The organism is Streptomyces sp. NPDC111656 (genome assembly GCF_055656965.1).
On sequence record NZ_JBVKCA010000009.1, the window covers coordinates 121,491 to 147,298 of the forward strand.

The window sequence follows — 25,808 nt, forward strand, 5'->3', positions numbered from 1 at the left end:
CGCGGACAGCATCCGCGGAGCGAATGACACCCACGGCGCGGAAGGCATCCACGGCGACGCCCCCGGGCGGGACCGGCCCTGGCTCTCCCGTCGCTTCCTCCGCGACTACATCTCCGCGCAGACCGTCGGCCAGGAGCTGCTGGACGACGACACGGCGTGGCGGCATCCGCTGGTGCGCGACCACTTCCCGGCCCCCCTGACTCACCAGAAGGCAGCGACTCACCGGGAGGCGGCGTGCCGCCGTCCACCGCGTCGCCGTGACCGCCCCCGCCGGACCACCGGCACGGCGAGCGCGGCCAGCAGCGGTGCGAGCAGCAGCGGCCACCACGAGTTCGCGTTCTCGCTCTCGCCGACGGCGGTGGAGTTCTTCACGGACGCAGCGCCGGACGTGGCGCCGGACGTGTCGGGGGACGGGGCCGCGGTCCGGTGCTGCGGTACAGCCTTCAGGGTGACGTCGTTGCCGTCGCCCCCGTGATAGCTGATCCGGTACGTGGTGTCGGCGAGCTCGACCGAGGCGCCCTCGCGCAGGCCGGAGAAGGCGCCGGTCGTTCTCGCGCGGCCGGTGTGGTCGAGCACCCGGATCTCGCGGGCGGGACCGGTCCCGGCGGCCGACAGATCGAGGTCCCCGGCCAGCCGGACCGCGCCCGTCACCTTCAGGGGCTTGTCGCGCAGGACCAGCGTGCCCTTCGCGCCCTGCGTGTAGTCGCCGGTCACTGTGAGGGCGCCCGCGACCTCGCCGTCGTTGACGACGGCGCCCCGTACCGTGCCCTTGCCGCTGAGGGACGTGGACACCCGAAGTCCCGTCGTCCGCACGTCCAGCCGCGCACCGGCCGAGGTGAGCCGAATCGCCTTGCTGTGCGCGAGCGTGGCGCCGAAGGCCAGGGCGAGCGTGCCCTTGGTGACCGTCGTCGGGCCCGTGTACGACACCTCGCCGCCCGTCAGGGTCGTCGTCGCGGCGCCCGACTGGGTGAGCCCACCGGCGCCTTCAATTCGGGGCAGTGACAGGGGAGTTGCGGCGTTCCGGACGATCAGCGTGCCGTCGTCGACGATCCGCGTGCGCTCGGTGCCGGTCATCAGGGAGCCGTCACCGCCCCGCGCGCCCGAGCCCAGCCGCAGCACGGCGCCCTTCTCGATGGTCGTCGACCCGTCGTAGTGCTGCTCCGCCGCGAAGGTGACGTCGTTGCCGGGCGTCCCCTTGATCACGACGTCCCCGGCGCCGGGCGCGGCCAGTGTGTCGTGGTACCGGCCGCCGCCGATGGGCGCGCCCAGGGTGACGGGACCGTCGTAGGCGAAGGTCAGCCGGGACCGGACACCGCTCGCCATGTGCAGGTTGATGTAGACGGTGTCCTTCGTCCCCGGCATGAAGATCTTGTGGGTGGTCCCGTCGCCCCACTGGACGTCCGCACCCTCGATGTTGGTGCCGCGTTTATTCAACTGATGAGGGACAGGGCGCCAGTTGATGCCCGGGTCGCTCAACGACGGGTCGGTGTCGCCGCCCTGGTCGCTGTAGCCGTACTGGCCGGTGAGCACGACCTTGCTGCCGGGCCGCGAGTGGACGTTGACGTCGCTGCCGTACGCGCGCTGGTAGAAGTTCTGCCGCAGGGTGATCGTCTGGTACAGCGGGGTGTCGATGATCCAGGAGCCCTGGTTGAGGACGGCGCGGGCGTTCGGGAGCGCCACCGGGTACTCGGGGCGGCCCACCGCCATGCCGGTGCCGTTGTCGATCACTCCGGAGAAGGGGTGGGTGCCCGCCAGGTCGAGGGTGCCCCACATGTTGCGCGGCTGGGTGACCAGGCCCGAGCCGCTGATGGTGCCGATGTTGAAGGTGCGGGTGAGGGAGAGGCGCAGGGTGCCGTCGACGCGCACGTTGAGCTGGTTCAGCTGGTAGCCGGGCGTGTTGTAGGGGAAGTGGCCGATCAGTCCGGTGCCGCCGCCGGTGCCGTACTGGAGGGTGGCGCCCCGCTCGACGGTGATGGCGGGCGGGTCCGGGTTGCTCACGGTGGTATACGGGTGGTTGCCGCCCTGGGTGGTCACCTTCTGCCGCTGCCGGGCCGCAGGGAGCGTGAAGTCGCTGTCCTTGGTGAGGACCAGCGTGCCGCCGCCGCGCACGGTGAGGGTGCCCCGGCCGCGGAACACCCCGTCGTACGTCGTCGTGCCGGACGGCACGGTGACCACCGTGTCGCCGGTGAGCGTGACGTCCCGGCCCGCGAGGACGTCGGCGGTGGCGTCACGGCCGCCGGCTGGAGCGTCCCGGAGGCGAACGGAGCCGAAAGAGGGAGGCGCGGTGACCAGAAGGGCGACGGTCGCGAGGGCGCCTACGGCGGCTGCTGTCTTGTGGGTATGGCTGCGCACGTCATCGGAGACGTACGCGGACGGCGGCGATAACAGAAATCTCGCGTCCATCTTTGTCACGCGCGACCCGTTGACCTTCCCGTAACACCCCCTTACCTTTTCGGCGTTCGTAATGACAGATGCCGTACGAAATCTCGAACCCCCTCCGGGAGGCGTCAGATGAGACGTGTGTACGCAATCCTTGTCGCCCTGTGCTGCGCGGTCGCCGCGGCACTGGCGACCGCCGGACCGGCCCAGGCGGCGGCCCAGACCATCACCAACGGCACGCAGTTCAGCGACACCTCGGGCAACGCCGTGCACGCGCACGGCGGCGGGGTGATCAAGGTCGGCAGCTACTACTACTGGTTCGGCGAGGACCGCAACGCCGACAACACCTTCAAGTACGTGGACGCCTACCGCTCCACCGACCTGAAGAACTGGGAGTTCCGGTCCCACGTACTGACCCAGTCCAGCGCCTCCGAGCTGGGCACCGCCTACATCGAGCGGCCGAAGGTCATCTACAACGCGTCCACCGGCAAGTTCGTGATGTGGATGCACAAGGAGAACGGCGTCGACTACAGCCAGGCGCGCGCCGCCGTCGCCGTCTCGGACACGGTCGACGGGAACTACACCTACCAGGGCAGCTTCCAGCCGCTCGGCCAGTACATGTCCCGTGACATCACGACCTTCGTCGACTCGGACGGCACCGGCTACATGGTGTCGGCGGCCCGCGAGAACTACGACCTGCAGATCTACAAGCTCACCGCCGACTACACGGGCATCGACAGCCTGGTCGCCAACCCGTGGGTGGGCGGCCACCGCGAGGCACCGGCGCTGTTCAAGCGGGGCGGCGTCTACTTCATGCTGACCTCGGCGGCCACGGGCTGGAACGCCAACCAGCAGCAGTACGCCACCGCGACCAGCCTCGCCGGCCCCTGGACCGCGATGACCAACGTCGGCGACTCGACGACGTACAACTCGCAGACCGCGTACGTCCTTCCGGTCCAGGGGACTTCGGGCACCTCGTACCTCTACATGGGCGACCGGTGGGGCAACTCCTTCGGCGGCACCGTCAACGACTCGCGCTACGTCTGGCTGCCGTTGACCTTCCCGACCTCCACCTCGATGTCCATGTCCTGGTATCCGGAGGTCTCGGTCGACACCACCGCCGGCACGATCACCGGGACGAGCGCCACGTACAACACCCTCGTCGGCCGGTCCAGTGCCAAATGCGCGGACGTTCCCAGCCAGTCGCTGTGGCAGGGCGTCGCGATCAGCCAGTACACCTGCAACAGCGGCGCCAACCAGAAGTGGTGGTTCAAGGACCTGGGCACCGGTTACTACGAACTCATGGGCCGGGGCAGCTCCCTGTGCCTCCAGGAGAACTCCGCCAGTGTCACCCAGGAGAACTGCACCGGCGCCACCGCCCAGCAGTGGAGCCTGACCACGTCCGGCAGCTATGTGCTCGTCAAGGCCAGGGCGAGCGGCAAGTGCCTGGACGTGTCCGGCGCGTCCACCGCCAACTCCGCCGCCATCATCACGTACACCTGCAACGGAGGGACCAACCAGGAGTGGACGCGCGGAACATGACGTCAGGTCAGTAGGTCGACGGCGTCGATGGAGGTACCCGCGCTGAGGAAGGACGTCGACCCCGAGCCGCTCGCCACGTAGATCTTCAGCGTGTTGTACGCACTGGTGTCCGTCAGCCAGGCGGACGCGGGAACGCTGTAGGTGAACGTGTAGTTGTTGCCCCGGTAGGAGCCCACGGTCAGCGACCGGGTGCTCGGCTGGGTGGGCGGTGAGGGGACGGCCGAGGTCCAGGTGTCGTTGACCACGATCTGCGGGCGGCCGTTGGCGTAGGCCGTGGTCACGCCGATGCGCAGGGTGTGCGCGGCGGCGGCCTGGGCGGCGGTCAGCCTGAAGTACACGATGATGCCGCTGTTGACGTCCTTCCACAGATAGCAGGGGAACGCCGAGGTCTCGGTGCCGCTGCCGACTACCACGTTGCCGGTCCAGGACGCGGCCCGGACGTCCGACGGATGCGCGTACGTCATCAGGTCCGCGTTCTTGAACCCGCCCGGCGTGCCGTCCCAGGTGCCGATCCGCCAGATCGCGCTCGCGTTGGACGGGTCGTTGGAGGAGGGGATCGCGATGCTGTTCAGCGTCGTGGTCCCGCCCGCCGTGACCGTCACCGACGACGTGTACACGGCGAGTTCGCCCTTGAAGACCGTGAGGGTGTACGACCCCGGCAGCACGCCCGCGATCGAGAAGTAGCCGTCCGAGGCCCGCGCCGAACCCCAGTACTGCGCGGCCGAGTTGGCGAGCCCGACCGTGTACGCGTACGCCGTGTCGCGACCCGAGATGCCCACGCCCGCGACCCGGCCCCGGCCGCTCGCGGCCGTGTACCCGAAGATGCCGAGCGAGTCCGCCCAGGAGGTGGTGAGGTTCCCCGCGTACAGCGAGGAGGAGGGCGCGCCGCCGTCCGTGAAGGCGATGACGTACGGACCCTGGAGGCCGAAGCGCTCCGACTCCGTCTGGTTCTCGCCGTAGTACAGGATCTCGTACAGTCCGCCGCCGTCCGCGCTCTGGTGCCGCAGCAGGGAGCGGTAGAACGGGCCGCCGGAGGCCTTCTCGTGGTTGCTGCGCACGATCCACAGGCCGACGCTTCCGGTGGTCCAGCCGAGGTAGTTGTAGTCGATGACCCGGAGCTTCGAGTAGTGCTTGGAGCGGGTCTGGCCGTCGGACTTCGCGAAGACGTCCGCGGACTCGATGGTGGTGGGCGCGTAGGTGTAGGAGTCCGGCTCGTCGTTGAGGAACAGGCCCGCCTTGACGCGCACGATGTAACGGGTGGCGCTGACCGAGGTGTCGGCCTTGTTGGTCCACAGATAGACGTGGTTCTCGCCGCTGCGGGCCGCGTAGTAGTGCTTGAGCGTGCCGTACGCGACGGAGACGAGGATCGTCGAACCGGACTGCGCGATGGTCACGGTGGAGGTGCCGAGGCCGGACTCGACGTGCGAGTTCTTGCCGCCGTAGCCTTGGTACTCGGTGCCGCGGTACACGAGCGAGGTCAGGTCGCCGTTGGTCTTGCTGACCTTGAAGACCAGGTTGGCGCCGGTGTCGACGACGTAGTTCGAGCCGTCGTCCGTGTAGCCGAAGCTCGCGGCGGCGGCCGTCGGGGTGAGGGCCGTCGCGCTCACGGCCGCCGCGGTCGTACCGAGGACGAAGGTGCGGCGTCCGAGGGATCTGCCGGTGGATCCGGACATGGGGGTGCCTCCTTCGGAGGTGGGGGTGTGCGGGTGTCCGGAAGACTGACAGTTGAATCGATTTCGCGAAAGGGCTTTCGCCGCCTGGGAGTTGGCAATCATGTGAAAACGCGCCGAGCACTAGAAAGCGCTTGCGGGGAGCGGTACGGTCCTGCCGCCAGGTCTTGTCGTCCTGTTGGAGGAGCCGCAATGAGACGTTTCAGAGCTGCCGGGGTGGCCGCGGTGGCCGCCGCCACCGTGCTGACGGCCACGCCCGCCCAAGCGCATGCGGGGCCCCGCGCCCTCGGCCTGGAGAACTGCACCGCGACCGCCTGCCACTTCGACGTCGCGCCGGGCACGTACGACGTCCGCGTACGGCTCGGCGGGGAGAGCGCGGCGAGCACGAGCGTCAGCGGTGAGACGCGCCGCGCGCTGCTGCCCGAGACCGCCACGGCGGCCGGGAAGCCCGTGACCCGCAGCTTCACGGTGAACGTCCGCGCCCCCGAGGGCGAGCCGACCGGCCCCGACGGCACCCCCGGCCTGGACCTGGCCCTCGGCGGCTCCGCGCCCGCGCTGGCCGACATCCGGGTGACCCCGGCCGCCCCCCGCACCCGCCAGATCTACCTGGTCGGCGACTCCACCGTCTGCGACCAGCCCGGCGACCCCTACACCGGCTGGGGCCAGCAACTGCCCCAGTACCTCCGCAAGGGCGTCTCGGTCGCCAACTACGCGGACTCCGGGGAGAGCACGGTCACCTACCTCGAGAACCCCGCGCTCTTCCCCACCGTCCAGCCGCTCATCCGGCAGCGCGACCTGGTCCTCATCCAGCTCGCGCACAACGACAAGACGACCGATGAGCCGACGTACCGCGCGAACCTGGAGACCCTGGTCTCCGGGGTCCGCGCGCGGGGCGGCGACCCGGTCCTGGTCACCCCCATCGTCCGCCGCTGGTTCAACGCGGACGGCACCCTGAACAACGACACCGCGCTGCTGGTCAACGGCCTCGGTGTGAACCACCCGGCCGTCATCCGCTCGGTCGCCGCCGCCGAGCAGGTGCCCCTCATCGACCTGACGGCCAAGACCAAGGCCCTGGTCGAGTCGCTGGGCGTCGAGGGCTCCAAGGCGATCTACCTCTACAACGAGAAGCGGGACAACACGCACACCTCCGTGCACGGCGCCACGGTCTACGCGGGCCTCGTCCGCGACGAACTCCTCGCCCAGCATCTGGTGCCCGAGCGCCAGGTGAGGGTGGGATGAACTCCTGGGGCGTCCCGTCCGGAACCGGGGCGCCCCAGGTACCACCCGACCGAGCCGCCGAACCACGGAGCGCCGCTGATGCCCGACGAGGACCGCACCCTCAGCCCGTACACCGGCTACACCCGCGCCCACTGGGAGGCGGCGGCCGACTCCCTGCTCGCCGCGGTCGCCCCGTACGCGACCGAGAACGGCGCCCTCTACCACCTCCCCGGTGCGCACACGAGCTGGTCGGGCCGACTCTCCGACGGCCTGGAGGGCTACGCCCGCACCCTGCTCCTGGCCGCCTTCCGCCGCGACGAGAAGGCCCTGGAGCGGTACGCCGACGGACTCGCCGCCGGTACGGCCGGCGTCTGGCCGCGTGTGGAAGACCGCAGCCAGCCCCTCGTCGAGGCCGCGTCGATCGCCCTCGCGCTGCGGCTCACCCGGCCACTGCTGTGGGACCGCCTGGACGACGGTGTGCGGCAGCGGGCCGCGGCCTGGCTCGGCGACGCGCTGACGGCCGAACCCTGGGCCTGCAACTGGGAGTTGTTCCCGGTGACGGTCGGTGGCTTCCTGGCGGAGGTCGGCCACGAGCCCGAGGCGTCGCGGGCCGCGATCGACCGGGGCCTGGAGCGGATCGAGGAGTGGTACGTCGGCGGCGGCTGGTACACCGACGGCCCCGGCCGTGCCTTCGACTACTACAACGGCTGGGCGATGCACCTGTACCCGGTGCTGCACGCCCATCTCGCTGACGACACCCGGCTCCTCGACCTGTACGGCGGTCGGCTCTCCCGCCATCTCGCCGACTACGCCCGGCTGTTCGGCGGCGACGGCGCCCCGATGCGCCAGGGCCGCTCCCTCACCTACCGCTTCGCGACGACCGCCCCGCTGTGGCTCGGCGCCCTCACCGGCCGTACGCCGCTGTCGCCGGGCGAGACCAGGCGCCTGGCGTCCGGCGCCCTGCGCCACTTCCTCGACCGGGGCGCGGTCGACGACCGGGGCCTGCTGACCCTCGGCTGGCACGGCCCCGACGAGACGGTCCTGCAGGGCTACTCGGGCCCGGCCTCCCCGTACTGGGCGAGCAAGGCCTTCGTCGGCCTGCTCCTCCCGCCGGACCACGAGGTGTGGACGGCGCGGGAGGAGCCGGGCCCGACGGACCGAGCCGACGCCGTCACCCCCGTCGGACCGCCCAACTGGCTTCTCCAGACCACGACTTCGGACGGCCTGGTCCGCCTCCACAACCACGGCAGCGAGGACGTCCGCTACGACCCCTACTACACGCGGCTCGCGTACTCGACCGCGACCGCGCCCTCGACGTCGTACGACAACAGCGTGATCGTCGGTGACGATCCGAGCCGGACGGACATCGAGCCGCTGGGCGCCGGGGACGGCTGGGTGGCGTCCCGGCACACGGCGGGTGGGGGAGCGCGGGTCGTGAACCTGGTCGTCGCCCGGGGAGCGGTGGAGGTGCGGGCCCACCTGGTGGCGGGAGCGGACCCGGGGACGCCGGTACGCGTCACGGGATGGCCGGACGACGACGGCGTGCACGCCGAACTCCTCCCCGCGCACAACCTGTTGGACTCCGCCGGTGTCACGGGACCCGACGCCACCCTCTTCGTCGCCCTCGCCCGGCTCACCGGCGAGCCGGACCCCCTGCCCCTCACGGAGTCGGTGTCCGTGAAGGTGGAGGGGGTGGAGGGGCAGGGGGAGTACGACGTCCGCGTGAGCTGGCCCTCGGGCCCCTCGACGTGCTTCCGGTTCAGGGCTTCAGACGGGCGACCTTCAGCGTCGTCGTGGTCGGTGAAGCCCCGGTGAGGGCGCTCGCGTAGGACGGGGTGACGGGGGCGTAAGCCCAGGTCAGGGTGCCGTCCTTGAGGGTCACGACATCACCGGAGATACGCGCCTGGACGACCTTGTCCGGCGTCTTGAGGGTGCCGTTCCAGTCGATCAGGCGCAGGTGGGTGCCGGTGAAGGTGCCCGTGCAGGTGCCGGCCGAGCACTTGGCGTTCTTCAGGGACTCCCAGGAGACGAGGAGCCGGTCCTTGCCGTAGGGGGCTATGTGGACGTTGACGTTCTCGGTGCCCGCGGCGCTGGTGAGGCGGACCGGCTTGCCCGCCGGGGTGGTGCGGTTCTTGAGGAAGGCGACGGTCACCTGGTGGGTCGACGTCTTCGGCTTCACCGTCCAGCCGCGCCCGCTCGCGTCGTCCGGATTCTTGGCCGCGGAGGCGGCGCCCCGGGAGGCGAAGGCGGTGGCGTACCGGCCCGTCGAGGACTTCACCAGGTCGCCGGAACGGCCCGCGAACGTGCCGCCGCAGTAGCCCGCCCAGCACTGCTCGCGCTGCACGGCGGGCGCGTTGTCGGGGGCGCCGATGCCCGTCGAGACGAACAGCCCCGAGCGCCAGTCGTCGAAGCACAGGGAGGTGAACGCGCCCGTCGTCTCCGCGTGCAGCGCGATGCCCTCGTTGTGGCTGCACCCCCAGCTCCAGCCGCCCGTCAGTTTCGCGCCCTTGGCGCTGACGTAGCTCAGCTTGTCGCCGAAGTGGCCGTCCGCGAAGCCGCCCGCGCCGTGCACGACGAAGTACGTGCCGTACTTGGTGCCGTTCCAGGTGAGCCGGCCGTCCAGCAGCGGAGCCGTGTCGTGCGAGGCGGTCCCCGTGAGCTTCGTACGGAAGGCCTGCGTGCCGTTCTTGTAGCGGATGAGGGCCGCCGCCGTCTCCTTCCACTTGTTGGTGTCCAAGACGCGGGTCAGCAGCGCGAAGCCGTCGTTGTGCGCGACCAGGCCGCCGACCTCCTTGGCGCCCTTGACGACCGTGTCCGCGCCGGAGCGCTTCCCGGCCGCCGTCAGCGGGGTGACGTGGACGCCGTCGGACGCGGGCCAGGCCACGCGGAGGGTGCCGTTCGGGGCGACGGCGGTCGCGGTGCGCGTCCACTCGCGGGTGTTGTTGTACCCCGCGGACAGGTACGGGAACTTGGCGGCCAGGTTCACCGTGGTGTTCGTGACGGCCGCGAGCTGCGGGGCGGCGGCCGTCGTGGTCGTCGGCGTGGCGGTCGCGTACCAGGCACCGGCCAGGACACCGACGGCCCCGAGTCCGGCCGCCAGGGGCTTACGGGCCACGTGGCGGCGGCGGTGCGATGGGGTGGGTCTTGCGTTGGTCATGCCGGGTGGTCGCCACCGCAGGGCGAAAGGTTGCCGCGCTTCTCGGGGTGCGACGCCGGACACGGTTCGGCGGGCGCCGAAGGATCGCGCGCCTAGCGTTCGCGGTATGGACAACTCCTCACCCCGGAAACCGGCCGAAGGCGTCGTCGCCATGGTGGACCACGTCCTCGATCCGGCGGCGACCTGGACCGCCTGGGACGGCAGGCCCACACACGTCGACGACCATCTCCTCGACCACGTGGCCGAGTTGGAAACCAGGCTCGTGGGCGAACCGGCTCGACACGCTGACCGAGGAACGACTCGACGACTCCCCGGGAGAGGGGTGGAACTTCCGCCAACTGGCCGAACAACTCGAGGGATCGACGTACTACGCCGACGCTGTCGGCAAGCTGACGTGATCGCCCGCCGCTCCCGCACCGAAAGGTCTAGCTCCCGCACCGGAAGATCGACATGACTCCCCGCACCGGAAGGTCGACATGACTCCCTTCGCCGCGCTCCACCACGCCGACGCGCCCCTCTTGCTGCCCAACGCCTGGGACCACGCCTCGGCCGGGCTCCTCGCCGCTCAGGGCTTCGCGGCGATCGGTACGACGAGCCTCGGTGTCGCCGCGGCGGCCGGACTGCCGGACGGGGTCGCGGCGACCCGGGACCTGACCGTGCGGCTCGCTCGGCAACTCGGGGGCGCCCCCTACCTGCTGTCCGTCGATGCCGAGGACGGATACAGCCAAGATCCGGCCGAAGTCGCCGAGTTGGCGCGCGAACTCGCCGCCGCCGGAGCCGTCGGCATCAACCTGGAGGACGGCCTCGGTCCCGCCGACCCGCACGCGGCGAAGATCGCGGCGGTCAAGGCAGCCGTACCGGACCTCTTCGTCAACGCCCGCACCGACACCCACTGGCTCGGCGACGGTGTGGACGAGCGGGAGACCGTCCGCCGTCTCGACGCCTACCAACAGGCGGGCGCCGACGGCGTGTTCGTCCCCGGACTGACCGACCCGGCCCGCGTCACCGCCCTGCTCAAGACCCTCGACGTACCGCTGAACATCCTCTACTCACCCGCGGGCCCGCCCGTCTCCCACCTCGCCGACCTCGGCGTACGCAGGATCAGCCTGGGCTCGTACCTCTACCGGCGGGCCCTGGGCGCGGCGCTGGACGCGATGGCGGACATCCGCGCAGGCCGCCCACCGCGGGGCACCGCGCCGACGTACGACGAGGTACAGGCCCTCAGCCCGCAGGACCGGACCTCCTAGGCCTGCCTCAGCTTCTTGACCTGCGCGAAGACCAGCGCCTCCGGTACGTCGTCCACCTCGGTGCCCGGCAGTGCGGCGGACCTCGGCCGGGGCGCGCCGAGCCGGTCGGCGGGAGCCTCGAAGGTCGGCGCGGACGCGGACTCCGGGGCGGACGGAGACGTCGATGCGGGCGCGGACGCCGATGATGACGCGATTTCTCAACGGACCGGCTCCGATGGCGTGTTTGTCCCGGGGCACCGCCCGCGGGCCGCCCGAGTCGTGAGCGCGCGTGGTCGGGCTTACGGTGGATCTGTACGAGGAGGCGTTGTCATGCCCCTCACCCGAGCGGCGAAAGAGGCCGCGGGCTGGTGACGGCCAAGGGCGGGGAGGGTGCCGTCACGTTCCTCGCGTCGCGTCGCACGCGATGTCGGGGAGCTGCCGACCGCCCCTGACGAAAGGGAATCCCGTGCGAACCAAGAGCAATCGAATACGTCGTGTCTGCGTTGCCGCGTGTGCGGCCCCTCTGCTGGTGCTCACCGGAGCGGCCGCCGCAGGCGCCGCGGCGACGGTCACCGTCCCCGCCGCCGCGCCGCGCGCCCTGCAGACCTCGCCCGGCGAGGTCCTGCAGCTGGTCAACGCCGAACGCGAAAAGGCCAACTGCCCCGCACTCCATGAGAACGCGCAGCTGACCCAGGCCGCCAAGGTCTTCGCGGACGACGCCGCCAAGAACAACCTGACAAACCACACGGGCTCCGACGGCTCCACGCCCCAAACGCGCATCAAGGAGGCCGGCTACAACGCGGGGCCGTCGGCGGAGAACATGTCCTGGGGAGACACCAGCGCCAAGCAGGTCGTTGACGGCTGGATGGGCAGCGCGGGCCACAAGGGCAACATCGTCAACTGCTCGTTCAAGGACACCGGCGTCGCCGTCAGCGGAAAGTACACAGTGCAGCTCTTCGCGGCGCCTGGTTGATCCCTCCGTCTGCCGGGCGACTCAGAGCGCCTCGGTCAGCCGGTCCGCGAACGCGACCGGGTGCTGGAGGACGCCGAGGTGACCCCCGGGGAATTCGACGAAGTCGCTGCCGCTGAGTTCGGCGAGCAACGAGGCCGTGCGATAGGGGAGTTGGCCCCGCGAGTCGCTTCCGGCACCGAGCGTGAGCCGGGAGGACAGACCCTTCAGGGCGTCCAGATCCAGGGCATGGGAGGTGAAGGGGCGCAGGACGCGGCCGAGGAAGATGTCCATGGGCGTGTTCTGCGTCTCTCGGGAGTCCGGCATGTTCTGCCCGCTCCGCGCGTTCTCGCCGCCGTCGGCGGCAGTCGACGCGGGGCGGGGGTGTGGACCGGGCTCCCGACTCCGGCCCTCCAGACCGGCGCCGAGTCGGGCCGTCGCCGCCGCCACCCCCTCCGTACGGTGGATCTCGTACACCTCTGTGATCATCGCGTGCTGCCGGGCAGCGTCCGGCAGCACTCCGATGCTCGGCGGCTCGTGCGCGACCACGCGCCGCAGCCGCTCCGGGTACCGGGCCAGCAGGTCCAGGGCGACGATCCCACCGGAGCTGCTCCCGAAGACGCACGCGGACTCGCCGTCCGGGAGGAGGGAGTCGAGCAGCTGGTGGGCGCGGTCGCTCCACGCCTCCACCCGCTGGTCCCCGACCGGCCCGTCGAGCGGGCCGCGGGACAGCCCGAGCGGGTCGTACGTCACCACGGTGAACCGCTCGGAAAGGCGCGCGACGGCGCCGTCCAGCCCCATGGGATGACCGGCCCCGCCAGGAATGACCAGCAGCAGGGGCCCGCTGCCCCGCACGTCGTAGTGCCCGTCGTACTGCTCGTCGTAGTGCCTGTCGTAGTGCCTGTCACGCATGATCCTCTTCCCTCCGCTCGCTCCGTGGCCAGTGCTCCAGGGCCGTGTGCAGGCCGTCGAGGGCCCGCTCCCACGAGGTCTGCACGTCCCTGGCGGCGTGAAAGCCGCCGATCGCCTCCAGAGCGCAGAAACCATGGAAGGTGCTGCGCAACAGCCGTACGGCGTCGGTGAGGTCCGGCTCGGACAGGCCGTACGCGTGGAGCATGCCGTAGGTGATCTCGGCGGTACGCCGGAACGCGTCGGACGCGGCGCCGACGGCGGGGTCGAGCGGGGTGTGCGTGGCGGCGTAGCGGCCGGGGTGCGCGAGCGCGTACGTCCGGTAGGCGCCCGCGAAGGCGACGAGGGCGTCCTTGCCGGCCCGCCCCGCGACAGCCGTGGCGATCCCGTCGATCATCTCGCCCGCGGCCAGCAGCGCGACCCGCGTCCGCAGATCCTGCAGGTTCTTGACGTGCGAGTACAGGCTCGCGTCCTTCACCCCGAATCGGCGCGCCAACGCGGACAGGGTGACGTTCTCGAACCCGACCTCGTCGGCGAGATCGGCCGCGGCCTCGACGACACGGTCGGCCGTGAGCCCGGCACGGGCCATGGGGACCACCTCTGGAGCACTGGCTTGTCTGGATTGCCTTGCCTGATTGCCTAGGAGTCCTAGGTAGGGACCTAATATACACAGGCGCATGGGGAGTGAGAGGCTGTAGCGGACTGGGGGACGTGGTGATGCGGGGAGGACGTAGTGATGCTTGAGCAACTGCCCGAAGGGCTCGTCACGCCCGCGCTGGTCGTGGACGCCGACGTACTGGACCGGAACATCGCCCGCATGGCCGAGGCCGCCAGGGCCGGCGGCTTCGCTCTCCGGCCGCACGCCAAGAGCCACAAGTGCGCGGAGATCGCGGGGCGGCAGCTCCGGGCGGGTGCGCGCGGACTGTCGGTGGCGACCCTGAGCGAGGCGGAGGCGTTCGCGGCGGCGGGCGTGGACGACCTGTTCATCGCGTATCCGCTCTGGCCGGACGAGAGCAGGGCGCGGCGCCTGCGCCGACTGGCCGACGTGGTCGCGCTGCGGGTCGGCGTCGACTCGGTGGCGGCGGCGCGGCGGCTGGGGGACGCGGTGCGGGGGAGCGACCGCGCGGTGGAGGTCCTGGTCGAGGTGGACTGCGGCACGGCGCGGACCGGGGTGCCGGCCGCGGACGCGGGTCGGGTGGCCCGCGCCGCGTCGGACGCCGGGCTGAGCGCGCTCGGCGCGTTCACCTTCCCCGGACACGGATACGGCCATGACCCAGAGGCCCGGGAGCGGGCGGCCCGCGACGAGGAGCGGGCTCTGTCCGAGGCGGCGGAGGCTCTGCGCGAACAGGGCCTGGAACCCCGGGTGTTGAGCGGCGGCTCGACTCCGACGGCGGGTCGCTGGCGCCCCGGCCCGGTCGACGAACTCCGTCCCGGCGTCTACGTCTTCAACGACGCTCAGCAACTGGCCATGGGCTGCTGCGGCGTCGACGACCTGGCCCTCGCGGCCGCCTCGACGGTCATCAGCGTCCCCGCCCCGGACCGTTTCGTCCTCGACGCGGGCAGCAAGGTCCTCGGCGCGGACCGCTCCGCGTGGGTGACCGGCCACGGCTATCTCCCGCAGTACCCCGAGGCCACGATCACCGCCCTCTGGGAGCACCACGCGGTGGTCCACCTCCCGGAAGGCGTACCCGCCCCCCGCCTCGGCGCGGTACTCGCCGTCGTCCCCAACCACGTCTGCCAGCCGGTGAACCTCGCGGACGAGCTGGTGATCGCCCGCCAGGGCGTGGAACTGGACCGCTGGCGGGTGGCGGCACGCGGCGCCAACACCTGACACTCCCGCGCGGTGAACGGCTAGCGCGCGGCGAAAGCCACGAACTCGGTCCAGGTGGTGGGGGAGAGGGCGAGTTGAGGGCCGGAGGTGTGCTTGGAGTCGCGGATGTGGATGGTGGTGAGGCAGGTGGCGACCTCGACGCAGTCGCCCTGGCTGCCACTGCTGTAGGTCGACTTGCGCCAGGAGAGGGCCACTTCGACGCAGTCGTCACCCTCGCTGCCGCTGTACGTGCTCTTGAACCAGGCCAGTTCGGTGGTGCTCATAGCGCTCCTCGCATCTCCCGGAGCAGGCTCACCGTGTCTTCGGGGGAGAGAGCCTGTGAGCGCATCTTGGCATACCGCTGCTGGAGCACGCTGATCGCTTTGCGGTCACTGATCAGGTGCCCGGTCTTCTGGCCTTCGGCGTACGCGAGCCACTCGTTCTCCGGCGTCTCCAGCAAGCGCATGGGGCCGTCAAGACCCGCGTGCACCGGCTGCCGGAGCGGCATCAACTGGATCTCGACGTTCCAGTGCCGCTCGTTCACCTGCAGCAGGTGGTCGATCAAGACTCGCGTGACCTCCTCGCTGCCCGTGTGCCGCTCCAACACCGCCTGCTCGATGATGAAGTTGAACGCCGTGGGCCGCTCCCGATCCGTACTGAGCAGTTCCTGTCGCGCGAAGCGCGCGGCCACACGCTGCTCGACCTGCTCGTCGGTCGGCCGCTGCGGCACGTTCCACATCACCGCCCGTGCGTACCCGTCCGTCTGTAACAGGCCCGGCACCAAGCGGCATTCGTACGTATAGAGACTGATCGCCTGCTCCTCCAGCTCCGCCCACTCGCGGAACCAGGACGCCAAACCCGGCTGCCGCGTGGCGTACTTCGCCGCCGCCCGCAGCACTCCGAACGCGTCCAACACCTCCTCCGCCCGCTCCACATACGCCCGTGGCGGCAGTCGTCTCCCCTGTTCGATCGACGCGACCGTGGACGGCTGGTACCCCACCAGGGGAGCGAACTCCTCCTGCGTCAGCCCCGCCCGCTTGCGGCAGGCCTTGTGGACCAGGCCGAACGTCTTCAGACCGTCCGACGGTTCGGGCTCGTTCGTGGTGCTGTTGGTCATGACGGGTATGGTCACGGACGGTGACTCGTACTGTCCATAGCGTGAACTCCTACAGAACCCGGCGTACGAGTGGCGTCGCTGGTCGACGCCCGTGATCCCCGGGACCGTTGGGCCATGCAAGGAGACATCCGGGCCCAAGAACCGGTCACCGTACGTACGTTCACGCAGCTCTTCAGCTGCACGCCGCGAGGCGCCCGGCTCGCGCGGCGGCTGGTCGCGAACCGGATGGACGTGTGGGGATTCGCGTACGACAGTGCGGCGAACGAAGACGTGAGCCTGGTCGTGGCCGAGCTGGCCGCGAACGCCGTACGGCACGGGAGCGTGCGCGGGCGCAGCTTCCGCGTACGGCTGGTGCTGCGCGAAGGCGTCGTACGCGTGGAGGTCGCCGACGGGCGCACCGAGCGGCTGCCGGTGCTGCGGGAGCCGGACGGCGAAGGCGGGCGCGGGCTGGTGCTCGTCGCGGCGCTGGCCGAGCGGTGGGGTGTGGAGCCCCGGATCGGGATGGCCTACAAGGTGGTGTGGGCGGAGCTACTGGTGGGCCTAGGTGGGTAGTTGAGGGGGAAGTGGTGAGTCGACTCGCCCCCATCGCCCGCCGATCACGCGCCCGCCGTCCGGCGTTCACGTTCCGCACCGAATCTCCTCGTGGCGCGCTGTCGCACTCGCGGCGCACGACTCAGGAGGCAGGCATGGGGCACGGGCATCACCACCACGGTCACCAGCACGACCACAGTCACGGTCACGAGAGTGAGTCGCTTCCCGCCGCGTTCGACGCCTCCGTGCCCGACGAGGCCCTGACCCCCGAGCAGAAGTCGCGCCGCTCGCTGCTGCGCCGCGCGGGGCTGCTGGGGGCGGGGCTGGCCGCCGGTGGTGTCCTCGCGCAGGGGGCAGCGGCACCGGCGTACGCCTCCAGCGCCACGAGCGGTCGCAGACGGAACGGGTTCCTCTGGCTGTCCGGCGACCACCACATCCACACCCAGTACAGCAGCGACGGCAAGTACCGCGTCGTCGACCAGGTCCGGCAGGGCGCCCGGCACGGTCTGGACTGGATGGTCATCACCGACCACGGCAGCGAGACGCACGCCAAGATCGGTGTCGACAAGGTCAACCCGGACATCAAGGAGGCCCGGGAGAAGTACGAGGACACACTTGTCTTCCAGGGGCTGGAGTGGAACATACCGGGCGCCGAGCACGGCACCGTGTTCGTTCACCCCGGCAACAACGAGGTCAGCGTCCTCAAGGCGTTCGAGACGTCCTACGACGGCAGCGTGACGGGTACCAGCGGGTCCTCGCCCGCCAACGAGGCGCTCGCCGTCGCGGGCCTCAACTTCCTCGCGGAGCAGGTGCAGCGGCGGAAGGTCAAGGACGCGCTGATGCTCGCCAACCACCCGGCGCGGCGCGGTGTCGACTCGCCGCACGAGATCCGCGGCTGGCGCGACGCGACCGGCTCGGGCCGGCAGATCGCCGTCGGCTTCGAGGGTGCGCCGGGCCACCAGGCGGCGGGCATCGCCACGCCGCTGGGCATGGGGCGCGCCCGGGGCATCTACGACAACAACCCGAGCGCCGACTCCTTCGCCGGCTACCCGCTGGAGAGCTACCGCACCTGGGGCGGCTTCGACTGGATGACCGCGACGGTCGGCGGCCTGTGGGACAGCCTCCTCGCCGAGGGCAAGCCCTGGTGGATCACGGCCAACTCCGACTCCCACCAGGTGTACACGGACACCGCCGTCCGCGGCGGCCCGGACAGTGACTTCACCGCCAACGGCAGGCACACCGACCCGGTCTACGGCGGCAAGATCGACGTCACCCAGGGCGACTACTGGCCCGGCCAGTACAGCCGTACCCACGTCGGTGCCGACGGCTTCTCGTACGCCGCCGTCATGGACGGCATCCGCGCCGGGCGCGTATGGGTCGACCACGGGCAGCTCATCAGCGGCCTCGACGCGCGGGTGGCGGGCGGCAGCCGCTGGGCGACCCTCGGCGGCGCGCTGCACGTCAAGAAGGGGCAGAAGGTCACGCTGACGGTCGACATCGCGCTCGCCGACGGACCCAACTGGGCGGGGTTCGTACCGAAGTTGGCCCGCGTGGATGTCATCCAGGGCGATGTCACGGGCGCCGTCGCGGACAAGGACACCTTCACCGCGCCGACCGCGAAGGTCGTCCGGTCGTACGAGGTGAACAAGTCCACGGGCGTGGTGCGTCTGTCGTACTCCCTCGGCGCGGTCGACCGCCCGGTGTACGTCCGGCTGCGCGGCACCGACGGCAACCGTTCCGCCACCGGTCTGATGGGCGCGGCGGTCGACCCGGCGGGCCCGGCCGTGGACGTCGTCGGTGACGCGGACCCGTGGAAGGACCTGTGGTTCTACTCCAACCCGGTGTGGATCCTGCCGTCGTGACCGAACGGTACGTCGTCGGGGTCGACACCGGTCTGTCCGCAACCCTGCGGGTGGCGGACCATCTCCTCCTCGACCTCGCCGTCGAACTCGGCCTGGACGACGGGGTGGTGGGCTGCACGCACCATGTGCGGGAGGGGCGGCGGCACACCGCGCTGTCCTTCTCCACCCCCTCGGAGCGCGTGGCCCGCGCGGCCTGGCGGGCGCTCACGGAACGGGAGTTCGGCGCCGCTCTGGGCGCCGAGCGGCACGGTCCGGACGAGCTGGCCGCCGGTGCCGCGCACGCCGCCGCGGAGCACCTCGCGCGCACCGGGGGCCGTGCCGTCCGGTACGCCGGAGCCGACGCCCTCACCGGCACGGTGACCGTCGCCCGGCTGCTGGCCGTCTCCGCGGTCGAGCGGATCGTCGTCCTCGGGGCGCCCGAGGGCCCCGCCCCGGACCAGCGGATCGTCACCCGCGATCACGTACGACCGGAGTGGCGCGAAGGACAACTGGTCCTGGCCGCGATGCCGGCCGCGGGCGGGACCCTGGTCCCGTTCGAGGTCCCGGACCCGACCCCGTGCTGCGCGGACCACTGACCCGACGAGAACGATCGAGGGCAGCCGGCTGGAACTGCGCTGACAGTTCCAGCCGCCGCCCCTCCCACCGGTAGCACCGCCCCCGTGGCACAGGACACCCGAAGTGACGACGGACAGGCCCTCGGCGGGGATGAGCCCGGCTGCTGCCCGGCCACGCCCATCGCCGTAGGGACCATGAACGCGACGCCGAAACCGTTGGAGGCGAAACCGGCCACGGCCGACGGCAGTCCGGCCCGGCATACGCGCCTCCAGGATCGCGACGCGAGACAGACGTACGTCGCAGCGGCGAGCACCGTTCCGGCAGTGAGGCTGACCTGGGCGAACGGCTGGCAGGGAACCTTGGCAGGCGGTGCCGCTTTCCCTGTGATTCCCGCCGTTCCCCGCCCTATGTGGTGCGGCTGTGGTGCGTGCCCTCGTCGTCCACGCCTCGGAATCCTCCTGAGCCGGCCCTTCTCTCTCCGTGCCCCGGCAGGATTCGAACCTGCGACACCCGCTTTAGGAGTTCGATCGGCCCGGCAGGGTCCCTGCTCGATCGGGGCGTATGTGCTGGGCCGTGCATGGGTGCCGACGTCCGGTGCCGTTGATGTCACCTGTGGATGTCAGCCACGGTCAGCGCTTCTTGCGGATAGAGCGCTTCTTCGCCTTGGCTTCCTTCTCCTTGCGCTGGGCCACGCCGTATGCGGACCAGGGCCCTTGATGAACCGGACACCGAGACGTGCCGGTCACCACCTTCCGCCGGCACCGGCCCCCTGACTTGTTCGGTGCGCCACACGTCGCCACGCCGCATGAACCTCCGGCAAAGCCGCGGCCGCACCGGAACACGCTTCGACAACGCCGCCGCGGAGAGCTTCTGGACCCTCCTCAAAGAAGAGATCGGGACCCGTGCATGGCCAGACCGGGCCACCGCCCGCGCAGAGGTCTTCGCCTTCATCGAGACGTTCTATAACCGCCGCCTGCGCAAGCACAAGGTCTTCGGCTACCTCACCCCAGCTGAGACCAGGCAGCGGCACCAACACGCCCTCGCGACATAGAGATCAAGTGTCCGAGATCACGGGGAATCTTCAGTGCTGGCGTTCAGGTGGCCGCTGACTTGGTGCCCGGCGTCCCCGTGGTTCCCCGCACGATCTGGCACAGGTCTGGCGCGGCACATAACTCTGTGGCCGCGGTGCGGCGTCATGCCGGATGATCGAGCCCATGGATGCCGTTGTTCAACGGGTGCGCACGTCGTGGACGAAGAAGTCGCGCGGCGGTCCTGAAGCTGCCCTGAGGAACTCCGCCCCGTCCGTCTTCTTGCTGCCTCCCGGCTTGATTTCTGCCCTCCACGAGGTCGCTATGCGGGAGTCCGATTCCTTCGAGCCTCGTATGCAGGTGCGGGATCTGTCGGCGCCCGGGACGATCCTCCGCGAGGTCGATGGGCTGCTGCGCGTGGATCCACCAGAGGTATCCATGTTTGCCATGCCACGACGCAACCGGCGCCCGCCAGCCGTTCGGCTGGCTCCCGGCCAGTGGCTGCAATGGCAGATCAATTACCGGTTCGTCGGCAGATGTGACGGGGCCTGGTCCTATCAGCTGGAGACGTTCAACATCTTTTTTGGCTCTGCAGCGCCCGATGTGTTTCTGGGTATACCGACCCGTCGTGTAGACGAGCGGAGGGCTCTGCGCTGAACTCCGTGGCACCGAGATTTTATTGTTGCACGACGGCCCGAGGCGGGAGCCGAGCCGTCTCCTGGTGGCGGGACCTTCTGATCCGTAGCTCTATAGAGATCAGCCGTTGAGGGTCATGCAGGTCGCGCTTCAGCCATACGAAGACGCGGCTGGTCGGATTCGGTCGTTGAGGTTGCCGTATTTCGCTGCTGCACTGATTGAGTGCCCCCAGCAGCCGTGCTGGGGTCACCCGTATGCCCGGATCAGATGGCGTCGATCCGCCAGGCGATCACGCCGGTCGACCCCTTGGCGCCGTCGACATCAATGCGTACCGGCTTGTGCACGGTGATCCGCTGCTGGACCACCGACTGATCGCAAGGCACCTTGGTCTCTGTGCCGGTGCTCGCCGGCGTGAATGTCAACTGCGCGCTGCCGTTGCCGACGCACACCAGGTTGAGCCTGTATGTCCTGCCCTCGTTCAGGCTCGGCTCGGTGTGGATGCCGTCGATCACCCGCTCCGCGCCGGCCTCGACCATCTTCCCGCTGTGGACGGCGGTCAGGGCCGCTTGAGCCTGCTCAGTGAGTTTCTTCTGGGACGACTCTGTTGCCGTCTGCGACCCACTCGCAACAGGCGGCGAGTGATCTTTGGAGGCTTTGCCGTCATCGCTGCCGGACGTGCACGAGGCGAGCAGGACTACTGACGCTGCCACAGCGCATCCGGCGAGCCATGCCCGCGGGCTCGAAAAGGTCATGACGAGGTTTCCCAGTACTTCCAGCCAGTCTCGGATGTGGGCAGCGTCGCCGACCCGTGAGCGATCTCGACGCCACCACAGCTGCTACCACCGGCGGAACGGTACCGCTTCCAGTTCAGCTTGTACCCCCACGAGCCGTACTGCAGGTGTCCGTACTTGTTCCGGCTGATGTCATGGGAGTAGTTGTGGCCGATGGCGACAGAGACACTGGCACCGATTTTAATACTGATGGTGGTCTTAGCCTTCGCGAGGATTGCTCCGGCCGACCACTCCCCGCTCGCTGAAAATTCGGCAGAAATGGTGCCAGTTTTGGTGACGGACACGGACATGGTGCCACCCGGACCGTCCTTGTACTTGGTGCCGTTCCACCAAGAAGGAACGTGGTATGCCTTCTTCGACGTGATGGTGTACCACGTGGACGGCTGGTCACACATGGACGGCGCCTTCTCGGAGAGTGGCTGATCGGTGGCGTCCTCCCAGACCTGTCTGTCGTTGATGTCCGCCGTTTGGTCAGCGGATATCGCGCTGTTGTCGCCTGTCGGCAATTCATCAGCGGCAGCAGTACCCGCAGTCACGAAGCAGAGAAGCAGAGCAGTAGCAGCGCCGGTCGCAGCGCGCCGTGAACCGATGCCCATGTGACACCTTTCCGGTGGACCGCCCCCGTGGCGATCGAGCACCCGGACACTACGGTCAGGGCATGTACTGGACAATCAAATGATCAATGTTCTGAGGAGAACTTGAGAATTCGATGTGGTGCTGGCCCTTCTCGCTGTGCCCCCGGCAGGATTCGAACCTGCGACACCCACTTTAGGAGTTCGATCCCGAGTCCCGCATGGAACCGAGCTCCCTGTATCGGAACGCCGCTTGCGGCTGCTCAAGGTTGCTTGTGTCCCCCCTCGTTGATGTCAGCTGGTGATGTCAGGAGCCGGGGTGCTCCTGACGTGCGCCCGCATCGCGATGCGTAGGGCTTCGAGTTCGGTTCGAGGGAACGGACGGCCCCACTGAGCCTTGTAGGTCTCCTCACCGAGCTCGTGAGTGATCTGGTCGAAGGCGCGGACGGCCGAGCGGGCCAGTGCCGCGATCGTGTGGCGACCTGACCAGAGAACAGTTTCCGAGCTGTCCGGTGCCCGGTCGTTCTCAGCCACGACGAGACGCATGTCGACCTCAGATCCGTCCCGACGGAAGAACCATCGGTAGACCTGAGGCTCCCCCTCCAGCTCAGCGAGCGTCTCTCCGTCACCCAGCACGAGCCTGGCAACCGCGTACAGGAACTGCTCAGGCCCGTCGGTGACGTACGAAGCGGCGATCTCCGCCCCGCCTTGATCGTCAGTCACCTTGACGAAAGCCCAGCCGTGACTCCACGGAGTCCACGTGATCGCGAGAGACCTCATTGCACCCCCTGTGAAGGTGCACCCTGATTCCGGCTGGCGGATCGGCCTTGGGATGGAGACATTTCGATCAGGATCGATTGCGGTCGCCGCCCCTGCAACAACGCCCGCTTTGGGAGCGAGGGTGCGTGCTTGCCGGCGTGAGCTGTGGAGACGTGGTTTGAAGCAAGGCCCAGTGTTTGCCACGCTGTTGCCGCCGATTCCCCGTGAGTCCTCGCCCTTTCTGGCGCGAGAGCGGCACGGTCTTGCGGCGCCAGCGCTCGCGGTGGTTGCGGATGATGCATGCCCCCAGAACCCGTGCTGCTCCATGAGCTCTATGAGGCTGCGGCGGGTGGTACACGGGACGGTACCGTAGGAGCCGTGGCGGTCCTTGGCGAGGATGCCTTGCTCCTCCGGCTGGCGTCTCTTTCCGAGGCGGACATCGGGCACGGTGTTGTGGAAGCGGGGAAGTCAGGGACCGATCACGCAAACGGTCTTGAAAACCGTCGTGGCAGCGATGTCACCGTGAGTTCGAATCTCACCGCCTCCGCCGAGGTCATAGACCTGCTGGTCAGATGGGGTGCCTCTCACCGAGGGGCACCCCATCTGCGTGGGTCCTGTCTCACCTTGATCCGGCTGTGTAGCGTTGTGGATCACCATTGCGAGAGCGCCCGGTCGGAGGATTGGCGCTGTCGCGGACCAGGGGGCGCAGGGCGCCGTGACATGGGAGATGACGAGCCCCCGCCCTCCGGCTCGTTCCGGAGGGCGGGGGCCCGAGGTGCTCATGTGATCAGTTGCTGTTCTTCATTCTGGAGCCGGTTCCTCCCGGCTCCTTCGGCGCCCAGTTGGGAGCGAGGGTTGCGTCCTTGAAATCGGCCGACTTCATCAGAACCCGCCAGTCCTCCTTGCCCGCGTCGCCATCGAGCCGAACGGTGAACTCTTTGACCTGGCGGGTGTCATGGAAGTACAGGACCACGACTTGGCGCTCTGAGCCGTCGTCATAGAAATCGCCTGTCACATTGCGGCGGGCGCCGGCACCGAAGCCCTTGATCCAGTTGTCGGCGGTCTTCCGGGCGTCCGTCTCGTTGCTGTCGCTGGTCGCCAGCTTGCGAAGTTCATCCGTTTTGCCATCGGCGATGTCCCACACGAGTTTTTGCACCACTAGCAGAGAGCCGGTGGAGGGGTAGCCGACCACGTGCAACGGCTCGTGGTCGGCGTACGCCTGCTCGTAGAACGCGCCCGGCCCTCTGGCATCAGCAGAGCTGCTGTCGAGGACAGCACATCCAGACGTCAGCAACACTGCTGCTGCTGCCAGCCATCCGGCCGCCGTATGGCTCTGCTTGAACCTGGGCATCTCACATCCTTGCTAATTGCGGGTCTTGGGCCTGACGATCGTGACCTTCTCGATCGGGTTCGGGGTGTGACTGTACCGATTGATCACTTCGTTGAGAGTGGTCTCATTCTTCAGGCCGTGCTGCACGATCCTCGCGTGCCCTTGCACCATGGCTGAGACGATCGCCACGTGGTTGTAAATCCTCTCCCTCTTCCACTTGAAGAAGACGAGGTCCCCCACCTTGGCGTTGTACTCGTGCGGAATCATCGCGGAATTCCGCCACTTGGTCACGTGCCGCCGGAGGTAGTCCGCGCTCGTCCAACTCCAGCTCTTACCGAACCCATACCTGCCCTGCCACCAGGCATTGTCCGCCTTGCGGCCGCCGGGGCGCATCTTCATTCCGCCCCCGTGGTACAGGGCCTTGGAGACGAAGTTCGCGCAGTCGGTCCTGTACTCCCACCTGGTGTCCAGGTTGTTGTACGCCCAGTTGGCCGTTCCGTTGCCGCTGATCGCTGCGGCTGCGGCTGCCGAATCGGCTGAATCTGCGGACGTGGACGCCGGGTCGGCGTCAGGGCCGTAGATGCCTTCAGAGATGAGCGGCTGCGGCTCCTCCTCCTGGTCGGCGGCGATGTTGCCGTTCGCGTCAGGAAGGTGCGGATCGGCTGAAGGTGCGGGCCAACCGTTCGCGGTCCACACCGCGTTGGGAACGGCTGCGGAGAAGTTGTCGGGAAGATCTATGGAGGGGCTGTCGGCAACGTCTGCGGAGGCGTTGTCGGCAGAGTCTGTGGTGGCGTTTGCTGTTCCTGTGATGGCGCCCGAAGTGTCGGGAACGTCTGTGGTGGCGTTCGCTGTTCCTGCGATGGCGCCGGTGGCGGCGAGCCCGAGCACTGCTGCGCCGGTGATCGTACGGCCGAACTTGTTGCGCAAGATTCGGGTTCCTTCCCCCTGTGATGGGTCCCGGCCGCCTGGTCGCGGATCGGTGCGGCTTCGGGACTCGTGACTAGGAGGATGGAGGGGCGGACGCGTGGGTTCCCAGTTGGCTGTGTTTCGCGCGGCATCTGAGCCGGATCACCGGGGCGACGCCTCGGTAGCCCCAGGTAGGCTTGCTATTCCTCAGCAGCTTCAAGGGCCCGCTCGATCTGTTCGTTGGAGCGGCCCCTGACCAGGTAGCTCGGTCAGGGGCCGCTCTCGTCCCCGTCGTCCTCCAGCGACCGTGGCTCCCCGTTGTTTCCCGACCGATCGGGCACGGGAGGGGCACGTCCGTCGCGGACGCGGCAGGCTCACGGTCGGCGGAGACTGAGGGCGAACACAACCTGTCTTCTTGCCCTGAGTCTTGCCGGGGATCTTGGTGACCTGCGTCTTCCCAGCTCAGGACGAGTCTCATGTGCGGCTGAGCAGTCGTCATTGGTCATCGTTGTTCCCTGTTGAGCAACCTCGGACGGCCCAGGGACGGCCCAGCGTGGAGTACGTGGGCGGCGTCAGTCGAGGGTACGGCCGCCGTCGCCTTGGTCGACCGCCCACAGGCTCTCCATCGACGCCGGGGGCCAGTCGTTCTTGATCACAAGCCGGAAGTGCACTTTCACGTACGGGCCTTCGGGGTTCGTCATGGTGGTCAGGATGCACAGTCCTGCCGCGTCGGCCGCAGTTGGGTGACCGATGACGTCTGCACAGCGTTGGATGCGGGTTCGTCTGGGCCTCAGCCGACGACAGTCAGCCACGACGGCGAGGCCGCCGACCGATCAGGCGCGTGTATGCCTGACCCCTCAG

The 25,808-nt window shown here is 69.2% G+C and carries 24 protein-coding genes and 1 tRNA gene; 12 read left to right on the plus strand and 13 right to left on the minus strand.

Translation table 11 applies throughout. The annotated features are described in order from the left end of the window. Positions 1 to 219: 219 nt before the first annotated feature. A complete protein-coding gene (locus tag ACZ7M3_RS26450; RefSeq protein ID WP_472066453.1) occupies positions 220 to 2,352 on the minus strand; it encodes an autotransporter in 2,133 nt (710 codons plus the stop codon). A 159-nt stretch (positions 2,353 to 2,511) separates the two neighbouring features. Here ACZ7M3_RS26450 and ACZ7M3_RS26455 point away from each other — a divergent pair, with 159 nt between their 5' ends. Further along, positions 2,512 to 3,921: an RICIN domain-containing protein gene (locus ACZ7M3_RS26455; protein WP_472066117.1), complete on the plus strand. Its 1,410-nt coding sequence runs from the start codon at positions 2,512 to 2,514 to the stop codon at positions 3,919 to 3,921. Positions 3,922 to 3,923: 2 nt separating this feature from the next. Here ACZ7M3_RS26455 and ACZ7M3_RS26460 read toward each other — a convergent pair whose 3' ends face one another. Next, a complete protein-coding gene (locus ACZ7M3_RS26460; protein WP_472066119.1) occupies positions 3,924 to 5,594 on the minus strand; it encodes a rhamnogalacturonan lyase B N-terminal domain-containing protein in 1,671 nt (556 codons plus the stop codon). A gap of 189 nt (positions 5,595 to 5,783) precedes the next feature. Between ACZ7M3_RS26460 and ACZ7M3_RS26465 the strand changes: the two genes are divergently transcribed. Together ACZ7M3_RS26465 and ACZ7M3_RS26470 are read left to right on the plus strand one after the other, a co-directional pair. Next, positions 5,784 to 6,830, plus strand: coding sequence for a rhamnogalacturonan acetylesterase (locus ACZ7M3_RS26465; protein WP_472066121.1), 1,047 nt, complete (start codon positions 5,784 to 5,786; stop codon positions 6,828 to 6,830). A gap of 78 nt (positions 6,831 to 6,908) precedes the next feature. Then, positions 6,909 to 8,624, plus strand: coding sequence for a DUF2264 domain-containing protein (locus ACZ7M3_RS26470; protein ID WP_472066123.1), 1,716 nt, complete (start codon positions 6,909 to 6,911; stop codon positions 8,622 to 8,624). Here ACZ7M3_RS26470 and ACZ7M3_RS26475 read toward each other — a convergent pair. After that, positions 8,569 to 9,966 carry a hypothetical protein gene (locus ACZ7M3_RS26475; protein ID WP_472066125.1) on the minus strand — a complete coding sequence of 466 codons (1,398 nt, stop codon included), beginning with the start codon at positions 9,964 to 9,966 and terminating at the stop codon, positions 8,569 to 8,571. The two genes, ACZ7M3_RS26470 and ACZ7M3_RS26475, sit on opposite strands and share 56 nt — an antisense overlap. Positions 9,967 to 10,442: 476 nt before the next feature. Here ACZ7M3_RS26475 and ACZ7M3_RS26480 point away from each other — a divergent pair, with 476 nt between their 5' ends. Both ACZ7M3_RS26480 and ACZ7M3_RS26485 read left to right on the plus strand, forming a co-directional pair. Further along, complete coding sequence (locus ACZ7M3_RS26480; RefSeq protein ID WP_472066127.1) at positions 10,443 to 11,213, plus strand: isocitrate lyase/PEP mutase family protein; 771 nt, start codon at positions 10,443 to 10,445, stop codon at positions 11,211 to 11,213. A 508-nt stretch (positions 11,214 to 11,721) separates the two neighbouring features. Continuing rightward, the gene (locus ACZ7M3_RS26485; RefSeq protein ID WP_355622328.1) at positions 11,722 to 12,165 is read left to right on the plus strand and encodes a CAP domain-containing protein; all 444 of its coding nucleotides are present in this window, start codon (positions 11,722 to 11,724) and stop codon (positions 12,163 to 12,165) included. Positions 12,166 to 12,186: 21 nt separating this feature from the next. On the opposite strand, the gene ACZ7M3_RS26490 is transcribed toward ACZ7M3_RS26485, so the two are convergent. After that, positions 12,187 to 13,053, minus strand: a complete 867-nt coding sequence (locus tag ACZ7M3_RS26490; protein WP_472066129.1) for an alpha/beta fold hydrolase — start codon at positions 13,051 to 13,053, stop codon at positions 12,187 to 12,189. Next, entirely contained in the window at positions 13,046 to 13,639 is a 594-nt protein-coding gene (locus ACZ7M3_RS26495) for a TetR/AcrR family transcriptional regulator (RefSeq protein ID WP_472066131.1), read from the minus strand. The genes ACZ7M3_RS26490 and ACZ7M3_RS26495 overlap by 8 nt, the downstream gene beginning before the upstream one ends. A 147-nt stretch (positions 13,640 to 13,786) precedes the next feature. Between ACZ7M3_RS26495 and ACZ7M3_RS26500 the strand changes: the two genes are divergently transcribed. Next, a complete protein-coding gene (locus tag ACZ7M3_RS26500) occupies positions 13,787 to 14,881 on the plus strand; it encodes an alanine racemase (protein ID WP_472066133.1) in 1,095 nt (364 codons plus the stop codon). A 20-nt stretch (positions 14,882 to 14,901) separates the two neighbouring features. Here ACZ7M3_RS26500 and ACZ7M3_RS26505 read toward each other — a convergent pair whose 3' ends face one another. Together ACZ7M3_RS26505 and ACZ7M3_RS26510 are read right to left on the minus strand one after the other, a co-directional pair. Then, entirely contained in the window at positions 14,902 to 15,144 is a 243-nt protein-coding gene (locus ACZ7M3_RS26505) for a DUF397 domain-containing protein (RefSeq protein ID WP_472066135.1), read from the minus strand. Beyond that, positions 15,141 to 15,977: a helix-turn-helix domain-containing protein gene (locus ACZ7M3_RS26510; protein WP_472066137.1), complete on the minus strand. Its 837-nt coding sequence runs from the start codon at positions 15,975 to 15,977 to the stop codon at positions 15,141 to 15,143. The genes ACZ7M3_RS26505 and ACZ7M3_RS26510 overlap by 4 nt, the downstream gene beginning before the upstream one ends. A gap of 114 nt (positions 15,978 to 16,091) precedes the next feature. Between ACZ7M3_RS26510 and ACZ7M3_RS26515 the strand changes: the two genes are divergently transcribed. The 5 genes from ACZ7M3_RS26515 (at position 16,092) to ACZ7M3_RS26535 (ending at position 20,610) form a co-directional block, all read left to right on the plus strand. Continuing rightward, complete coding sequence (locus tag ACZ7M3_RS26515) at positions 16,092 to 16,529, plus strand: ATP-binding protein (RefSeq protein WP_450429000.1); 438 nt, start codon at positions 16,092 to 16,094, stop codon at positions 16,527 to 16,529. A gap of 134 nt (positions 16,530 to 16,663) precedes the next feature. Then, positions 16,664 to 18,370, plus strand: coding sequence for a PHP domain-containing protein (locus ACZ7M3_RS26520; protein ID WP_472066139.1), 1,707 nt, complete (start codon positions 16,664 to 16,666; stop codon positions 18,368 to 18,370). Then, a complete protein-coding gene (locus tag ACZ7M3_RS26525) occupies positions 18,367 to 18,945 on the plus strand; it encodes a hypothetical protein (protein WP_472066141.1) in 579 nt (192 codons plus the stop codon). Before ACZ7M3_RS26520 ends, ACZ7M3_RS26525 begins: the two co-directional genes overlap by 4 nt. Before the next feature lie 785 nt (positions 18,946 to 19,730). Further along, positions 19,731 to 19,976, plus strand: a complete 246-nt coding sequence (locus ACZ7M3_RS26530; protein ID WP_472066143.1) for an integrase core domain-containing protein — start codon at positions 19,731 to 19,733, stop codon at positions 19,974 to 19,976. A gap of 163 nt (positions 19,977 to 20,139) precedes the next feature. Further along, positions 20,140 to 20,610, plus strand: coding sequence for a hypothetical protein (locus ACZ7M3_RS26535; RefSeq protein WP_472066145.1), 471 nt, complete (start codon positions 20,140 to 20,142; stop codon positions 20,608 to 20,610). Positions 20,611 to 20,852: 242 nt separating this feature from the next. Here ACZ7M3_RS26535 and ACZ7M3_RS26540 read toward each other — a convergent pair whose 3' ends face one another. The 3 genes from ACZ7M3_RS26540 to ACZ7M3_RS26550 form a co-directional block, all read right to left on the minus strand. Next, positions 20,853 to 21,341, minus strand: a complete 489-nt coding sequence (locus ACZ7M3_RS26540) for a hypothetical protein (RefSeq protein ID WP_472066147.1) — start codon at positions 21,339 to 21,341, stop codon at positions 20,853 to 20,855. Continuing rightward, positions 21,338 to 21,976: a hypothetical protein gene (locus ACZ7M3_RS26545; RefSeq protein WP_472066149.1), complete on the minus strand. Its 639-nt coding sequence runs from the start codon at positions 21,974 to 21,976 to the stop codon at positions 21,338 to 21,340. The genes ACZ7M3_RS26540 and ACZ7M3_RS26545 overlap by 4 nt, the downstream gene beginning before the upstream one ends. A 270-nt stretch (positions 21,977 to 22,246) precedes the next feature. Beyond that, positions 22,247 to 22,675, minus strand: a complete 429-nt coding sequence (locus ACZ7M3_RS26550) for a hypothetical protein (protein ID WP_472066151.1) — start codon at positions 22,673 to 22,675, stop codon at positions 22,247 to 22,249. 491 nt (positions 22,676 to 23,166) lie between these two features. Between ACZ7M3_RS26550 and ACZ7M3_RS26555 the strand changes: the two genes are divergently transcribed. Continuing rightward, positions 23,167 to 23,258: transfer RNA gene (locus ACZ7M3_RS26555), tRNA-OTHER, on the plus strand. A 240-nt stretch (positions 23,259 to 23,498) separates the two neighbouring features. Here the strand turns inward: ACZ7M3_RS26555 and ACZ7M3_RS26560 are convergent. From ACZ7M3_RS26560 to ACZ7M3_RS26570, 3 genes are all read right to left on the minus strand, one after another. Next, entirely contained in the window at positions 23,499 to 24,062 is a 564-nt protein-coding gene (locus tag ACZ7M3_RS26560; protein WP_472066153.1) for a hypothetical protein, read from the minus strand. A 12-nt stretch (positions 24,063 to 24,074) separates the two neighbouring features. Then, positions 24,075 to 24,968 (minus strand): amidase domain-containing protein, encoded by an 894-nt coding sequence (locus ACZ7M3_RS26565; protein ID WP_472066155.1) that lies wholly within the window; start codon positions 24,966 to 24,968, stop codon positions 24,075 to 24,077. Positions 24,969 to 25,519: 551 nt separating this feature from the next. Further along, positions 25,520 to 25,648 (minus strand): hypothetical protein, encoded by a 129-nt coding sequence (locus ACZ7M3_RS26570; protein WP_472066157.1) that lies wholly within the window; start codon positions 25,646 to 25,648, stop codon positions 25,520 to 25,522. Between the last annotated feature and the right edge of the window lie 160 nt (positions 25,649 to 25,808).

Excerpts from the sequence above, each read along its gene's own strand:
- ACZ7M3_RS26455 (WP_472066117.1), top strand. The coding sequence starts at position 2,512 with ATGAGACGTGTGTACGCAATCCTTGTCGCCCTGTGCTGCGCGGTCGCC.
- ACZ7M3_RS26460 (WP_472066119.1), bottom strand. The coding sequence starts at position 5,594 with ATGTCCGGATCCACCGGCAGATCCCTCGGACGCCGCACCTTCGTCCTC.
- ACZ7M3_RS26465 (WP_472066121.1), top strand. The coding sequence starts at position 5,784 with ATGAGACGTTTCAGAGCTGCCGGGGTGGCCGCGGTGGCCGCCGCCACC.
- ACZ7M3_RS26470 (WP_472066123.1), top strand. The coding sequence starts at position 6,909 with ATGCCCGACGAGGACCGCACCCTCAGCCCGTACACCGGCTACACCCGC.
- ACZ7M3_RS26475 (WP_472066125.1), bottom strand. The coding sequence starts at position 9,966 with ATGACCAACGCAAGACCCACCCCATCGCACCGCCGCCGCCACGTGGCC.
- ACZ7M3_RS26480 (WP_472066127.1), top strand. The coding sequence starts at position 10,443 with ATGACTCCCTTCGCCGCGCTCCACCACGCCGACGCGCCCCTCTTGCTG.
- ACZ7M3_RS26490 (WP_472066129.1), bottom strand. The coding sequence starts at position 13,053 with ATGCGTGACAGGCACTACGACAGGCACTACGACGAGCAGTACGACGGG.
- ACZ7M3_RS26495 (WP_472066131.1), bottom strand. The coding sequence starts at position 13,639 with ATGGCCCGTGCCGGGCTCACGGCCGACCGTGTCGTCGAGGCCGCGGCC.
- ACZ7M3_RS26500 (WP_472066133.1), top strand. The coding sequence starts at position 13,787 with ATGCTTGAGCAACTGCCCGAAGGGCTCGTCACGCCCGCGCTGGTCGTG.
- ACZ7M3_RS26505 (WP_472066135.1), bottom strand. The coding sequence starts at position 15,144 with ATGAGCACCACCGAACTGGCCTGGTTCAAGAGCACGTACAGCGGCAGC.
- ACZ7M3_RS26510 (WP_472066137.1), bottom strand. The coding sequence starts at position 15,977 with ATGACCAACAGCACCACGAACGAGCCCGAACCGTCGGACGGTCTGAAG.
- ACZ7M3_RS26515 (WP_450429000.1), top strand. The coding sequence starts at position 16,092 with ATGCAAGGAGACATCCGGGCCCAAGAACCGGTCACCGTACGTACGTTC.
- ACZ7M3_RS26520 (WP_472066139.1), top strand. The coding sequence starts at position 16,664 with ATGGGGCACGGGCATCACCACCACGGTCACCAGCACGACCACAGTCAC.
- ACZ7M3_RS26530 (WP_472066143.1), top strand. The coding sequence starts at position 19,731 with ATGAACCTCCGGCAAAGCCGCGGCCGCACCGGAACACGCTTCGACAAC.
- ACZ7M3_RS26535 (WP_472066145.1), top strand. The coding sequence starts at position 20,140 with ATGGATGCCGTTGTTCAACGGGTGCGCACGTCGTGGACGAAGAAGTCG.
- ACZ7M3_RS26540 (WP_472066147.1), bottom strand. The coding sequence starts at position 21,341 with ATGACCTTTTCGAGCCCGCGGGCATGGCTCGCCGGATGCGCTGTGGCA.
- ACZ7M3_RS26545 (WP_472066149.1), bottom strand. The coding sequence starts at position 21,976 with ATGGGCATCGGTTCACGGCGCGCTGCGACCGGCGCTGCTACTGCTCTG.
- ACZ7M3_RS26560 (WP_472066153.1), bottom strand. The coding sequence starts at position 24,062 with ATGCCCAGGTTCAAGCAGAGCCATACGGCGGCCGGATGGCTGGCAGCA.
- ACZ7M3_RS26570 (WP_472066157.1), bottom strand. The coding sequence starts at position 25,648 with ATGACGAACCCCGAAGGCCCGTACGTGAAAGTGCACTTCCGGCTTGTG.